Annotated in this window: 11 protein-coding genes and 1 riboswitch; of the genes, 5 read left to right on the top strand and 6 right to left on the bottom strand. The window is 60.4% G+C overall.

Annotated features, from left to right (window positions below):
* The first annotated feature begins 28 nt into the window (after positions 1–28).
* Complete coding sequence (locus LRL22_RS02825; protein WP_005343920.1) at positions 29–997, top strand: calcium/sodium antiporter; 969 nt, start codon at positions 29–31, stop codon at positions 995–997.
* Positions 998–1,085: 88 nt separating this feature from the next.
* Here LRL22_RS02825 and LRL22_RS02820 read toward each other — a convergent pair whose 3' ends face one another.
* Positions 1,086–2,252, bottom strand: coding sequence for a type III PLP-dependent enzyme (locus tag LRL22_RS02820; RefSeq protein WP_270904677.1), 1,167 nt, complete (start codon positions 2,250–2,252; stop codon positions 1,086–1,088).
* A gap of 507 nt (positions 2,253–2,759) precedes the next feature.
* Positions 2,760–2,875, top strand: a riboswitch (glycine riboswitch).
* Positions 2,876–2,982: 107 nt separating this feature from the next.
* Here LRL22_RS02820 and LRL22_RS02815 point away from each other — a divergent pair.
* Positions 2,983–4,359: an alanine/glycine:cation symporter family protein gene (locus LRL22_RS02815; RefSeq protein WP_270904676.1), complete on the top strand. Its 1,377-nt coding sequence runs from the start codon at positions 2,983–2,985 to the stop codon at positions 4,357–4,359.
* 114 nt (positions 4,360–4,473) lie between these two features.
* Here LRL22_RS02815 and LRL22_RS02810 read toward each other — a convergent pair whose 3' ends face one another.
* Both LRL22_RS02810 and LRL22_RS02805 read right to left on the bottom strand, forming a co-directional pair.
* Positions 4,474–5,190 carry a lipoyl protein ligase domain-containing protein gene (locus tag LRL22_RS02810; RefSeq protein WP_270904675.1) on the bottom strand — a complete coding sequence of 239 codons (717 nt, stop codon included), beginning with the start codon at positions 5,188–5,190 and terminating at the stop codon, positions 4,474–4,476.
* A 102-nt stretch (positions 5,191–5,292) separates the two neighbouring features.
* Complete coding sequence (locus tag LRL22_RS02805; protein WP_040066712.1) at positions 5,293–6,690, bottom strand: nucleobase:cation symporter-2 family protein; 1,398 nt, start codon at positions 6,688–6,690, stop codon at positions 5,293–5,295.
* Positions 6,691–6,936: 246 nt separating this feature from the next.
* Between LRL22_RS02805 and LRL22_RS02800 the strand changes: the two genes are divergently transcribed.
* Positions 6,937–8,058 (top strand): GGDEF domain-containing protein, encoded by a 1,122-nt coding sequence (locus tag LRL22_RS02800; RefSeq protein ID WP_270904674.1) that lies wholly within the window; start codon positions 6,937–6,939, stop codon positions 8,056–8,058.
* A 33-nt stretch (positions 8,059–8,091) separates the two neighbouring features.
* Here the strand turns inward: LRL22_RS02800 and LRL22_RS02795 are convergent, their stop codons facing one another.
* On the bottom strand, positions 8,092–8,340 hold the full coding sequence (locus tag LRL22_RS02795; protein ID WP_005338382.1) for a YciN family protein: 249 nt from the start codon (positions 8,338–8,340) through the stop codon (positions 8,092–8,094).
* 123 nt (positions 8,341–8,463) lie between these two features.
* Positions 8,464–9,843, bottom strand: a complete 1,380-nt coding sequence (locus LRL22_RS02790; RefSeq protein ID WP_270904673.1) for an MATE family efflux transporter — start codon at positions 9,841–9,843, stop codon at positions 8,464–8,466.
* 120 nt (positions 9,844–9,963) lie between these two features.
* On the opposite strand from LRL22_RS02790, the gene LRL22_RS02785 reads away from it, so the two are divergent.
* Together LRL22_RS02785 and LRL22_RS02780 are read left to right on the top strand one after the other, a co-directional pair.
* Complete coding sequence (locus LRL22_RS02785; protein WP_270904672.1) at positions 9,964–10,821, top strand: helix-turn-helix transcriptional regulator; 858 nt, start codon at positions 9,964–9,966, stop codon at positions 10,819–10,821.
* Positions 10,822–10,890: 69 nt separating this feature from the next.
* Complete coding sequence (locus tag LRL22_RS02780; protein WP_100654267.1) at positions 10,891–12,585, top strand: NAD-dependent malic enzyme; 1,695 nt, start codon at positions 10,891–10,893, stop codon at positions 12,583–12,585.
* A gap of 85 nt (positions 12,586–12,670) precedes the next feature.
* Here LRL22_RS02780 and LRL22_RS02775 read toward each other — a convergent pair whose 3' ends face one another.
* Positions 12,671–13,708, bottom strand: a complete 1,038-nt coding sequence (locus LRL22_RS02775) for an OmpA family protein (RefSeq protein ID WP_270904671.1) — start codon at positions 13,706–13,708, stop codon at positions 12,671–12,673.
* Positions 13,709–13,718 lie beyond the last annotated feature (10 nt).

Raw genomic sequence — 13,718 nt, 5'->3', positions numbered from 1 at the left:
GTTGCAGATCACAAGAGATGAAGATCCTATGACCCTGGCTTTTGTTGCCCTGATTGCCGGACTGGCGCTGCTGGTCTGGAGTGCAGACAAGTTTGTCGACGGTGCCGCCGCCACTGCCCGTTATGCGGGGATGCCGCCGCTGCTGATCGGCATGGTGATCATCGGTTTTGGTACCTCGGCCCCGGAGATGGTGGTCTCGGCACTGGCGGCGTCCCAGGGCAATCCCGGGTTGGCGCTTGGTAATGCCTATGGCTCCAACATCACCAATATCGCGCTGATCCTGGGTCTGACGGCACTGATCAGTCCTATCGCGGTGGCCTCTCAGGTTGTGCGCAAGGAGATCCCCATTCTGCTCGGTATTACCCTGCTCTCCGGTGCCCTGCTGATCGATGGGCATCTGGGCCGGATGGATGCGGTCATTCTGGGGGCCGTCTTCGTTGCCCTGATGGGGTGGTCCATCTGGGCTGGCATGAATGGCAAGGGAGATGCGCTGGATACCGAGACAGCCGAGGATATCGAGAGCGAGGGGATGTCCCTCAAGAGCGCCATCTTCTGGCTGGTGGTAGGGCTGGTGCTGCTGATCGGTGCTTCCCGTCTGCTGGTCTGGGGGGCGGTGACCATCGCTCAGGCGCTCGGTATCAGCGATCTGGTGATTGGTCTCACCATAGTCGCGGTAGGAACCTCCCTGCCGGAGCTGGCCTCGTCGCTGATCGCCATTCGCAAGAACGAGCATGATCTGGCCCTTGGCAACGTGCTCGGCTCCAACCTGTTCAACACCCTGGCGGTGGTGGGGATTGCGGCAGGCATCCACCCGCTCGATGTGGCTCCGGAGGTGCTCACCCGTGACTGGAGCATCATGATGGGGCTGACCCTGCTGCTGCTGGTGATGTGTCTGGGCCGCAAGGGACAAGGCCGTATCAACCGGTTGGAGGGGGGTGTGCTGCTCACCTGCTTCGTTGCCTACACCGGCTGGCTGCTGACCAGTCAGTTTATCTGATAGGGGTTGGTGAAATGAGAGAGGGGGAAGCTCAAGCTTCCCCCTCTTGTTTTTGCCCAGTGAACCTGTTGGCGAGCGAGCGGTGTGCTCAGGCTACTGCCACCAGCTTCTGCCCCTTCTGGCTGCTGTCCAGAATGAGGATGCTGGCCTTGGGGAAGAAGTTGAAGGTGGAGGCCGAGGCCCAGGTGTAGGCGCCCATTACCTTGCCAACCACCAGTTCGCCGATAGCCAGATCCGGCAGCATGATGCCATCGCGGATCACATCCACGCTGTCGCAGGTGGGGCCGGAGAGCACCGAGTTGTGTTGCTCGCCGCTGGCATAAGGCGTGCTCACCGGATAGGTAACGTGGTCATAGAGCTGGCCGTTGTAGCTGCCGTAGAGACCGTCATCCAGGTAGTACCAGATCTTGTCGCCGCGGTGGGCCTTGCCCATTACGCTGGATACCGAAGTCATGGCCGGTGCGCTGATAAAGCGGCCCGGTTCGGCAATTTTCTGCACGGTAGCGGGCAACTTGGCCAGCGCTTCGCGGATCGGGGCGCAGAAGCCGCCGATATCGAACTCGCCCCCTTCATAGTCGACCGGGAAACCGCCGCCGATATCCAGCACCCAGGGCTTGAGCCCGAGCGCCCAGGCCTGCTCCATGATCTCGCGGCAGGCGTCGATGGCCTGCACATGGCGACGGGCGTGGGGTACCTGGGAGCCGACGTGGAACGACAGCCCCATCACCTTGATCCCCTTGGCGTGGGCCAGTTGCAACAGCGGCAGCGCCTGCTCCGGAGTGCAGCCGAACTTCTTGGAGAGATCGACCTTGGTCTCGGGGTTCGGGAAGCTGACCCGCAGCAGCAGTTTCACTTCGTCCTTGTAGGGAATGAACTTTTCCAGCTCCAGCGGGTTGTCATAGACAAACACAGTGCAGCCGAACTCCAGCGCGTAACGGATATCGCTGTCGCGCTTGATGGGATGGGTATGAATGCAACGCCCCGGGCGAACCCCCTGACTGCGCACCAGATCCACTTCGCCATTGGTGGCCAGATCGAAACAGGCCCCCTCTTCCTTCAAGACAGAGACCACCGCCTCATGGGGCAGGGGTTTGAGTGCATAGTGCAATCGTACATCGGGCAGGGCTGCGGCCAGGGCCCGATACTGTTTGCGGACGGCTGCCTTGTCGAGCAGCAGCAGGGGGGAGCCGAATTGTTCAACCAGCTGACGGTAATCTTGTGCGACCACATCTTTTGCAACCAGGGCGTCGTTCATTCTCTTTTGGTCATCCTTAGGGGGCGTGATATGCCCAAGCCATATGCGATTGAACCGGCGACGGCCGGGTCAGGCGAGCGGTCCGGTGGGACCAACCGAACACAGTGCATAAATTGATAGCAAAGTGCTTGGTTATGCAGCTGATTATCGGCTTATTGATTCTGTGTGCAAGAATTTTGATTGGATATGTCGGCAAGATTTTCTTGGCGAAACGAGAGGGATCACTGTTCTCTATCCGCCATTTTTCCCGTTTGGGCCACATTTGATCCGTGAGAACCTAACTTGTTGATAGTTAACTAACATCTAACATTCTTGTCGCTGCTCTGGCGGTCACTAAAAAAATATAAATGGGGGCGGCCAAGTGCGAGACAGCTCACATTTTTTGGATTAACATGCCGACTTCCTAATCCAAACTAGTTCGGATGAAGGTAGCAGGAGAGCGATGGGCAACCATCCACCGAAGAAGTGAATCTTTCAGGTACCGGGCAACCGGTGTGGACTGCTACTGGACGATACTCTGGAGAGACCCGTTAAATCGGGCGCCGAAGGAGCAAGGCACCATGACTACCCGTAAGGGCAGGCTGGCGCCGGAAACTCTCAGGCAAAAGGACAGAGGGGATGGGATGGTTGTACCTGGGCTTGGCCCGCATCCGATCGCCTCTGGCCGATCGCGACACCTATGGGAAGATCATCCTTCTCCTCCTTAATTTCTGTTTCTTAAGGAGGATGCATGTCATCAATTCAATCGGCGTTAACCGCCATCGATAGCTTTATCTGGGGTCCACCCCTGCTGATCCTGCTGGTCGGGACCGGTATCTATCTCACCCTGCGTCTGGGTCTGCTTCAGGTGGTGCGCTTGCCGCTCGCTCTGCGGCTGGTCTTTGGTCGCGATCAGGGGCAGGGCAAGCAGGGGGATGTCTCCAGCTTCGGCGCTCTCTGTACCGCTCTCTCTGCCACCATCGGTACCGGCAACATCGTCGGGGTGGCTACCGCCATCAAGCTCGGCGGCCCCGGTGCCCTGTTCTGGATGTGGATGGCGGCACTGTTCGGCATGGCCACCAAGTATGCCGAGTGCCTGCTGGCGGTGAAATATCGCGAGCAGGATGCCAACGGCCAGATGGCGGGTGGCCCCATGTACTATCTGGAGAAGGGGCTCGGCTCCAAGCCGCTCGCCAAGCTGTTTGCCCTGTTTGGCATCGGCGTCGCCTTCTTCGGGATCGGTACCTTCCCGCAGGTCAATGCCATCTCCGATGCCATGAGCCTCTCCTTCTCGGTGCCCCGTGAAGCGACCGCCGTGGTGCTGACCCTGATCGTGGCGCTGGTGACCCTGGGAGGGATCAAATCCATCTCCAGCGTGTCGAGCAAGGTGGTGCCCTTCATGGCCATCTTCTACATCGTCGCCTGTCTGGGCGTGCTGGTGAACAACGCCAGCGCCCTGCCCGATGCTGTCATGCTGGTGCTCGAGAGTGCCTTCACCGGCCATGCGGCGACCGGCGGCTTCGTCGGTGCCAGCATCATGCTGGCCATTCAGTCCGGGGTGGCGCGCGGGGTCTTCTCCAACGAATCGGGACTGGGCTCTGCGCCCATCGCGGCGGCGGCAGCCAAGACCGACTCGTGCGTGGAGCAGGGGCTGGTCTCCATGACAGGTACCTTCATCGACACCATCATCATCTGCACCATGACCGGCCTGACCCTGGTGGTGACCGGCGTGTGGAGCGGCGATGCAAGCGGCGCGGCCATGACCAGTCTGGCTTTTGCCCAGGGGCTCGATGCTCATGTCGGCCAGTATCTGGTGAGCATTGGCCTGCTGTTCTTCGCCTTTACCACCATCCTTGGCTGGAACTACTACGGCGAGCGCTGCACCGAATACCTGTTCGGGGTGAAGGCGATCAAGCCCTATCGTCTGGTCTATCTGGCGCTGGTTGCGAGCGGTGCTTTCCTCCATCTGGATATGATTTGGCTGCTGGCCGATATCGTTAACGGCCTGATGGCGGTGCCCAACCTCATCGGCCTGATTGGCCTGCGCCATGTGGTGATCGCCGAGACCCGCGCCTACTTTAGCCGGGATTTGGATAGCGAAGCCGAGCCGGAGCCGCAGACGGCCTGAACGCCTCAGCCCGTTTCACGCTCCTCTTGAAAAGAACAAGCCACGACTCCGGTCGTGGCTTTTTTGTGCGCTGTGTCTACGGATGGGTACTTTCCCTCTCCCTTCGGGATAAGGTCAGGACGAGGGGGATAGCCCCTCGCTCAGCAGGCTATCCAGACGTGCTTGCACTTTCTCTACCAGTGCCTGATCGCTACCGCGCCAGCCGATGCAGCTTGCCAGCGTGGTGGAGGTTCCCGTCATAAAGCGCAGCTCGCCGCCCGCGAGCTCGTAGAAGCGGCTCGCCATCTTGGTTCCCTCATCCACATCACCCGCCACCAGCAGCATGGCTTGCGCCAGCACGGCGCCCTGGTGATCCTGCCCCGGCGCCAGCCAGCGCTGGGCGGTACCGGTGATCTTGCGTCCCCCGATCACCAGATTGTACTGACCATCGCAAAAGGAGCCGGGTACGAAGTCATAGCTTCCCTCAAGGCCGTATTCCGCCAGCAGGGTCAGCAGCGGCGCCCCCAGCAGCCGGTAGTAGTGGGCGAGATCTGTGGTGGTGCGGGGCAGCAGCAGGGATAGGTTGAGGATCCCCGCCCCGTGGGGCACGGCGGTGCCGCCGCTGTCGCGCACATGCACTGGCCAGCCTTCAGCTGCAAGTTGCTGGCAGGCGGCTTCGTAATGGGGGAGGCGGGTATCTTTGCGAGTGACAATCAGGCATTGGGGCGCCTGCCAGAGGTGAGCGCGGGGCTGGCCGTCATGGGCACAGTCGCGCAGCCAGTGCTGCTCTTGCGCCAGTATTTGTGCGGGTGAAGCGGTATCGGGGAGGGGAGAGAGCAGGCGATAGGGCATGGCGGCATCCTCAAAAAAGGCTGCTCAGCACACTACCCGTGGCGGCTGACAAGGTAAAGCCCCGCAGTGCGGGGCTTGAGTCTGCTATCGGTTGATGACGTCTCAGGAGTGGCGCGCTTCGCGCTTGGGCAGCAGCAGGTTGAGCACGATGGCGGTAATGCCACCGGTGGCGACGCCGTAGGAGAGTACGCTCTTGGCCAGCTCCGGCAGGTGTTGCAGCACTTCCGGCACCTGTGCGACCCCCAGCCCCATGGCCAGCGACACCGCCAGGATCATCAGGGCGCGGCGATCCAGCTCCTCGCGGGCAATGATGCGCACGCCAGCGGCGGCGATGGTGCCAAACATGACGATGGTCGCTCCGCCCAGCACGGGCTCCGGGATCTGTTGCACCAGACTGGCGACCGCCGGGAACAGGCCGAGCAGGGCCAGCATGGCGGCGATAAAGAGCCCGACGTGACGGCTGGCGACGCCGGTCAGCTGAATGACGCCGTTATTCTGGGCGAAGGTGGACATGGGGAAGGTGGAGAAAACCGCTGCCAGCATGGAGTTGGCACCATCGGCCAGCACGCCGCCTTTGATCCGCTCCATATAGACAGGCCCTTCCAGTGGCTCGCCGGAGATATCCGAGGTGGCGGTCATGTCGCCGATCGCTTCGAGCGCCGTCACCACGAAGATGATGGCGAGCGGCACGAACAGCTGCCAGTCAAAGCCGAGACCGTAGTGAAGCGGAATAGGCACCATCACCAGCGGGCCGTCGAAGGTGGGGGCGCTCACTTTGCCCAACAGCAGGGCCACGGCATAGCCCGCCAGCATGGCGATCATGATGGCGGAGAGACGCAGCCAGGGGTTGCGACTGCGTTGCAGCAACACGATAAGGCCGAGCACCAGCAGGGAGAGGAAGAGGTTGGTGTGACTGGCGAAGCTGCCATCAGAGAGGGCTGCATAGCCGCCGCCCATGCTGATCAGGCCCACTTTGATCAGGGTCAGGCCGATCAGCAGCACCACTATGCCGGTGACCAGCGGGGTGATGATCCGTTTCACCAGATGGAGGAAGCGGCTCATCACCACGATAGTGAGTGCGGCAACCATCATGGTGCCAAACAATGTGCCCAACAGATCCTCGGTGGGCATGGCGGCCTGTTTGAGGGCGAGACCGGAGGCGATGATGGGGCCGAGGAAGTTGAAGCTGGTACCTTGCACCGAGAGCAGGCCGGAACCGATGGGGCCGAAGCGGCGGGTTTGAATGAAGGAGGCGATGCCGGACATGACCAGCGACATGGAGACGATATAACGGGTGTCGGCGGCAGGGAGGCCGAGGGCATTGGCGATAATCAGGGGCGGGGTAATGATGGCGACAAACATGGCGAGCATATGCTGCAAGGCGGCGAACAGCGTCTGGGGCAGAGGCGGGACATCCTCTATGCCATAGACCAGTTCGCTATGGGCTCGCCTGGGTGGATGTGCCTCTCGATTGGCGCGTGTGACAGCAGCCTGTTCCATAAGTACCTCGAATTGTGTGGGGAGGGGGAGAAAATTGGGCGCTATTGTAGTGATTGAAATGAGGCTGACCAGCGCTAATTATGCAAAAAAAGGTTTATTTTTTGATGGGTTGAAACGTTTGCGCGCTGCGATTATCATCTGTCGGTTTGTGTGACAGACCTCTCCTTTTTATTCTCCCCGCTAATGACAATTTTACCACTTTGTAGGTGTAGAATGAGCCCTCAGTATTCATCGTGGAGACTCTGGATGCTCAAGTTGTCAGAGTTCTGGAGTGCGAGGGTTCACTCCGAAGACTTTACTCGTACTCGCATGGGCTTTATGACGGTGCGTTTGCGCCTGCTGACCTGCTTGCTGATGCTCGGATTGCCCGCTTGGGCCGTGGTGGATTGGTTGACCTTGCCCGCCCTTCATTTCGAGCAGCTGTTCCAGGCTAGGATCTTCTGCACCCTGGCGCTCTCGCCACTTATTCCGCTCTCGTACCTCATCCACTTCAAGCGGGAACGGATGAAGCTGGCCCTTGGCTACCTGATGGCCGTGATGATGCTCTTCTCCCTCTTCTGCCTGAACAGCTTTGGCGCCGGACAGGAGTTGCAGGCGGGTTATGCGGCCTTTCCCTATCTGCTGATCACCCTGTTTGCCATCTTCCCCATCCCCCTCTCCCTCGGCTTGCAACTGGCTGGTGTGGTACTGGTGACCATGCTGCTGGGCCACTGGCTGCTGGTGGGCCAGAGCATCTGGAGTCAGGCCACCCTGAATCAGGTGTGGGTGCTCGGCATGTTTACCATGGCCAGCTGCTGGGTGCAGTGTGGCCAGCTCAACATGCTGCTGCGGCTATATCGGGAATCGACCACCGATGAGCTGACCGGCATGATGAACCGCCGCCTGCTGATGAAGCAGCTGGAGCAGGCCAGAATCCGGCTGCAACTCAAGAAGAAGCCCTTTGCAGTGATGCTGCTGGATCTCGATCGCTTCAAGCGGATCAACGATATCTACGGCCATCTGGCGGGGGATGCGGTGCTCAAGGAGGTGGCGACCACCCTGGGGGAGCAGCTGGAGCCTGACATGGTGCTGGGGCGTTATGGCGGCGAAGAGTTTGCCATCCTGATGCACAACTGCGCAGATCCGGCGCTGGCGAGCAAAATGGCCGAGCGGCTGCGCATTGCCGTTGAGGCGCGGCTGGTGAAGAGCCCCACCTCGGACGAATTGCTGGAGGTGACGGTGAGTATCGGGATGGCCATGGCCCGTTCCGATGACACCATCGATATTCTGATCAACCGTGCTGACGAGTGCCTCTATCAGGCCAAGATGGCGGGACGCAACTGCGTGGTGGTCGAGGGGCAAAACCGCGCAAAAACAGATGCCGCCTGAGGGCGGCATCCTGTAGGCAATGAGCTGACGAGATCAGGCCAGCTTGTACTTGCCGGAGAGCTGCTGGGCCAGCAGCTTGAACATGTTGAAGACTGCCATGGTCTTGCCGGTCGGGGTGCCGTCTTCGGCCAGGAAATACTCCCCCTTGAACACCAGAATATCCCCCTTCTGCTCCACCGAATCGGCGCGCATACCGTGGATGAAGTCTTCATGCTCTTTGATGATCTTGTTGGCCATCTCAAGCAGGGCCGTCTCGGTGATCAGCTCTTTCTGTGGTTGCATGCTCGTCTCCTTAAACGACTACTGGACAGGGAAATCGTGGATCCCTGCCTCTGATTGAAGAGGCGCCCAGCATACTGCAAACAGGGTTTTTCTGTCATTGATATGACCCCGATTTGTGGCTGTTTATCCGATCACCAGATTCTTCAACCAGCAGCGTTGGCGAATACGGCGCTGCACCAGCAACACTTTGCTGAGCTCCTCCAGCAAGACCACCGCCACCACCCAGGAGAGGGGCCAGCCGAGCAGCGTGACCGCCACCCAGGCGAGCGGGATGCCGATGCACCACATGCCGACAATATCGATGAAGATGCTGTAGTTCACATCGCCGCCAGAGCGCAGCACCCCGATGATCCCCACCATGTTGAACACCTTGAGCAGCATCCCGAGGCACATGATGCCGAGCACCTGTCCCGCTTCCGTCATCAGCTCGGGGGGCAGGTTGCCGACCCACTGCAGCAGGTTGGCTTGCAGCAGCCAGACGATGATCCCCACCAGTAGCGCGCCAATCGGTGCCAGCAGCAGGAACAGCTGGGAGTGCTGCCAGGCAATCTCGTACTCCTCGGCCCCGAGCCGGTGGCCGAGCAGGGTGGAGCAGGCCACCGCCAGTCCGAAGAAGAGGGAGATAAGGATGCTCTCCAGGGTGCCGAGGGTGGTCATGATGGCCAGCGAATCGGTGCCAAGATGGGCATAGAGAAAGCCGTAAATCAGCATGCCGAAGGCCCAGAGGCCGTCATGGAACAGCAGCGGCAGGGCGATCAGGGTAAAGCGCACCACCTCCTTGCGTTTGAAGGCGGCCAGCCAGTCTGGTGCACGCGGGATCAGGCGCGCTTCATAACGCTTTACGTAGAGCAGCAGCAGGGCTGTCTGCAGCAGCCGTGAAATGGTGGTGCCCCAGGCCGAACCGGCCACCCCCATCGCCTCGAAGCCGAAGTGACCGAAGATGAGGGCGTAGTTGAGGATGACGTTGGCGATGATGGCGATAATGCCGATGCGGGTCGGCGCGGCGGCATTGCCGACCGAGCGCAGGGCTGACTCCAGCGGCACCACGATGGCGGTACAGAGGATGGTGGCGCCGGTGATCATCAAGAATTGATCCGCCAGCTCGCGCAGTGCCGGATCCTGACTGGCAAAACCCAGCACGCTGCCCGGTGATAACACATAGATGAAGGCAAAGGGCAGGGTGACCAGCAGGGCGCCCACTATGGCCAGCGCCAGGGAGCGGCGCACCCCGGCCATCTCACCGCGCCCGAAGTATTGTGCTGCCAATACCGAGACCCCGCCCGCGAGGCCCGCTATCACCAGCAGATTGAAGAAGAAGACCCGGTTACCCAAGCCGACCGCCGCCACAGCCATGGTGCCAAGCTGGCTCACCATCATGATATCGATGAGGCCGAGCAGGGAGAACATCATGGATTGCAGCGAGACAGGCAGAGCCAGCCGCCACAATCGAGTCATGAACTCGCGATCGGTGGTTTGTTTTAAAATCGCTTGCCAATAATTCATAGTTGTTAACCGGGTATGAGAAAAGCAAGGTTTGTCAGGGGTATGATAGGGACTAGCGAGGCTCTTCTCACTGTGAGTAGCTCTCGATTTTCTTGTGTAAAACTATCCTGTTGAGGTGTTATGCCATTTGCCAGCGAGTGTCTGGAGATAGCGCCAGCCTGTGAAGAGCAGATGCTGGGACGTGAAGGGCTGCCCCTGCTCGGCGAGGCAGGGATCTTCCTGACCGGCCTATCCCGGGTGCGGGATCACTACCTCATTCGCCGCAATCGCCCCGAGTTTCACATTCTGATGGTGAGTCACGATGGGGGGGGCGCGCTGCTCACCGACGAGGGGGAGCAAGCCATTCCGGCCGGATCGCTGATTTTCCTGCCCGCCGCCGTGCCCGGTGGTCTCAAGCTGATTGGCGAAAGCTGGCAGATCAGCTGGATTTTGCTCGATGACGTGCCGCGCTGGCAGCATCTGCACTGCCTTGGCCACCGTATCTGGCAAGGGGATGGCGGCGATCAGCTCTACCATCTGCTCAGCCTGATGCAGGGGGAAGGGGTTCGATCTTCGCTGCAACCCCAACTGCTTAGCCTGTTGCTGGCGCTGCTGGAGCGTACCCTGCAAGGGGAGGTGCGCGGTACCCCTGAACTCAGATTGCAGGCGCTGTTTCGCCGGGTGGAGGCGCGCCTGGACGAGCCCTGGAGTGTCGCCCTGTTGGCCCGACAGATGGCCTGCTCCGTCCCCCATCTGCACCGGCTTTGTCAGCAAGTGTTCGGTATGGGGCCGATGGCGAGGGTGACCGAGCTCAGAATGAACAAGGCACGCCAGCTGCTGCTCTATACCAACTGGCCACTTGGCGAGCTGGCGGCCCGGGTCGGTTACAGCGATGGGGCCAACTTTGCCAACTGCTTTCGCCGTCTGACTGGTCAGACCCCCGGCGCCTTTCGTCGACTGGGTCGCAAACCTTTTGCAACGGATGTGCAAACTCTTTGAAATTAATGACACAAGCCCCTAGGATCGGCGGGTCCCTGCGTCTAGCTAACCGTTTAGGTACCAAGATCCATGTTTGAAGATAATAACCAGAAACGTCCTCTCTACATTCCCTACGCCGGTCCCGCCCTGCTGGAGACCCCTTTGCTCAACAAGGGCAGCGCCTTCACCAGCGAAGAGCGCAGCAACTTCAACCTCGAAGGTCTGTTGCCCCAGAATATCGAGACCATCGAAGAGCAGGCCGAGCGTGCCTATCGCCAGTTCATGGCGTTTGGCAACGACATGGACAAGCACATCTATCTGCGCAACATCCAGGATACCAACGAGACGCTGTTCTACCGTCTGCTGCACAACCACTTGACCGAGATGCTGCCCATCATCTACACCCCGACGGTGGGCAAGGCGTGCGAGGAGTTCTCCAACATCTATCGCCGCGCCCGTGGCCTGTTTATCTCCTATCCGGACAAGGACAGGATCGATGACATGCTGCAAAACGCCACCAAGCAGAACGTCAAGGTGATCGTAGTGACCGATGGCGAGCGGATCCTGGGTCTGGGTGATCAGGGGATCGGCGGCATGGGCATTCCCATCGGCAAGCTCTCCCTCTACACCGCCTGTGGTGGCATCTCGCCCGCCTACTGCCTGCCGGTGGTGTTGGATGTCGGCACCAACAACCAGCAACTGCTGAATGACCCCTTCTATATGGGGTGGCGCAATCCGCGTATCTCGGGGGATGAGTACGCCGAGTTTGTCGATGCCTTCATTCAGGCGGTCAAACGCCGCTGGCCCGACATCCTGCTGCAGTTCGAGGACTTCGCCCAGAACAACGCCATGCCGCTGCTTAACCGCTACAAGAACGAGCTCTGCTGCTTCAACGACGATATTCAGGGCACTGCAGCGGTGACCTTGGGCAGCCTGATCGCCGCCTGCAAGGCCTCCGGCGCCAAGCTCTCCGAGAAGCGGGTTGCCTTCCTCGGGGCGGGCAGCGCCGGTTGCGGTATCGCCGAGCAGATCGTGGCGCAGATGAAGGCCGAAGGGCTGACCGATGCGCAGGCCCGCAGCCGGGTCTTTATGGTGGACCGCTTTGGTCTTATCACCGACAAGATCCCCAACCAGCTCGACTTCCAGCGCCGTCTCTCCCAGCCGGTGGAGCGGATCAAAGACTGGCCAGTGGGGGACAATATCTCCCTGCTGGAGGTGATGGAGCACGGTCGCCCGGACATCCTGATCGGGGTATCCGGCCAGCCTGGGCTGTTTACCGAAGAGGTGGTCAAGACCATGCACAAGCACTGTGCCCGTCCCATCATCTTCCCGCTCTCCAACCCCACCTCCCGGGTCGAGGCGACGCCGGCAGACCTCATCCGCTGGACCGACGGCCAGGCGCTGGTGGCCACCGGCAGCCCGTTCGCACCGGTGGAGCACAAGGGCAAGCGCTACGTCATCGCCCAGTGCAACAACTCCTTCATCTTCCCGGGGATCGGCCTTGGCGTCATCGCCTCCGGCGCCACCCGGGTGACCGACGCCATGCTGATGTCGGCCAGCCGCGCGCTGGCAGAGTGCTCGCCGCTGGTGAAAGGGGAGGAGGGCTCGCTGCTGCCGGATCTGGCGGATATCCATCAGGTCTCCCGCTACATCGCCAAGATGGTGGCCAAGACCGCCATGCTGCAGGGCAAGGCGGTGCAGACCCCGGACGAGGTGATCGATCAGGCCATCGACGCCAACTTCTGGCATCCGGAATATCGCCGCTACCGCCGCACCTCGTTCTGATTTCTGCGAAAAGACGCAAAGCAAAAGGGATGCCTCGGCATCCCTTTTTACTGCACGTCTGACATGGTTATCGCCTCAAGATCAACTACTCGCTGCCGCCCTGTACGCCGGTGACGCGCACCTCGACCCGGCGATCTGGCCCAAGGCAGTCGATGAGCGCCGCTTTCGCCTTGAAGGCATTACACTGGTTGCCGGTGACCGGATTGCTCGCACCATTGCCCTGGATGCTCACCTTGTCGGCAGGCAATCCCTTGCTGATCAGAAAGTCGGCAACGGTTTGGGCCCGAGCTTCTGACAACTTCTGATTGTTGGCATCCGAGCCGATACGGTCGGTATACCCCATCACGACCGCACTGCCATCCTTGGGCTGCACGTCGACGATCTGCTGGTAGAGATCGTCCAGCGCACTCATCCCCTCCTGCTTGAGATCGGCCTTGCCAAAGGCGAACAGCACATCGGAACTGAGGTTGAAGGTCTGATCCACCACTTCCGGTTCGGCCGGTGGCGGGGGAACCACGACCGGGGCGGGCGTGGGGGCGGCTTCTTTGGGTTGGCTGCGGTTCGGGTGGATCACCAGCTCCAGCGTGGCGGTGCTGATGTCGCTGACCCAGCGCTGGGTGCCGCTGTTGGCTTTGCCGTTATCCGGATCATCGCCAACGCGCACTATGTAGCGGTAGCGTGCCTGCAGATCGACCCAGTCATGGAGCCGGGCCGTCACTCCCAGACCCGCCAGCGGCGCCAGGTTGTCGTCCCCGCCATTGACTGACTCGACGTGATAGATATAGCCACCGCCTTCGGCAAAGATCGAAAACATCTCGCTGAGCGGCAGGCGGCCAATGACTGACAGTGTGGCTCCCTTGCTGTTGAAGTCATGGCCGCTGATATCCCAGTCACCGGTGGAGAGATAGCCAATCTCTGCCCCCAGGTTTTCCGTGAAGTTGTAGCCGCCAAACAGGGAGAGCGCAGTCGCATCCTTGCCGACATCCTGACTGAAATCATTCAGATTGTGGGCAATGGCCCAGCCACCGCCAACCCCGGCATACCAGTCGTGAACCGGTTCCGCTTGTGCGCCTGTGCTCGCCAATGCCAGTGCAATCCACACAGGTTTTACTCTTATGTTCATCGCGTATCCT

Origin of the sequence: Aeromonas sp. PI_26, assembly GCF_027854445.1 — a bacterium.
Taxonomy (GTDB): Bacteria; Pseudomonadota; Gammaproteobacteria; order Enterobacterales; family Aeromonadaceae; genus Aeromonas; species Aeromonas veronii.
This window is presented reverse-complemented; position numbering and strand designations above follow the sequence as displayed.

Bases quoted from the DNA above. Each gene is read 5' to 3' on its own strand.
- LRL22_RS02825 (WP_005343920.1), top strand. From the start codon at position 29: ATGACCCTGGCTTTTGTTGCCCTGATTGCCGGACTGGCGCTGCTGGTC.
- LRL22_RS02820 (WP_270904677.1), bottom strand. From the start codon at position 2,252: ATGAACGACGCCCTGGTTGCAAAAGATGTGGTCGCACAAGATTACCGT.
- LRL22_RS02815 (WP_270904676.1), top strand. From the start codon at position 2,983: ATGTCATCAATTCAATCGGCGTTAACCGCCATCGATAGCTTTATCTGG.
- LRL22_RS02810 (WP_270904675.1), bottom strand. From the start codon at position 5,190: ATGCCCTATCGCCTGCTCTCTCCCCTCCCCGATACCGCTTCACCCGCA.
- LRL22_RS02805 (WP_040066712.1), bottom strand. From the start codon at position 6,690: ATGGAACAGGCTGCTGTCACACGCGCCAATCGAGAGGCACATCCACCC.
- LRL22_RS02800 (WP_270904674.1), top strand. From the start codon at position 6,937: ATGCTCAAGTTGTCAGAGTTCTGGAGTGCGAGGGTTCACTCCGAAGAC.
- LRL22_RS02795 (WP_005338382.1), bottom strand. From the start codon at position 8,340: ATGCAACCACAGAAAGAGCTGATCACCGAGACGGCCCTGCTTGAGATG.
- LRL22_RS02790 (WP_270904673.1), bottom strand. From the start codon at position 9,843: ATGAATTATTGGCAAGCGATTTTAAAACAAACCACCGATCGCGAGTTC.
- LRL22_RS02785 (WP_270904672.1), top strand. From the start codon at position 9,964: ATGCCATTTGCCAGCGAGTGTCTGGAGATAGCGCCAGCCTGTGAAGAG.
- LRL22_RS02780 (WP_100654267.1), top strand. From the start codon at position 10,891: ATGTTTGAAGATAATAACCAGAAACGTCCTCTCTACATTCCCTACGCC.
- LRL22_RS02775 (WP_270904671.1), bottom strand. From the start codon at position 13,708: ATGAACATAAGAGTAAAACCTGTGTGGATTGCACTGGCATTGGCGAGC.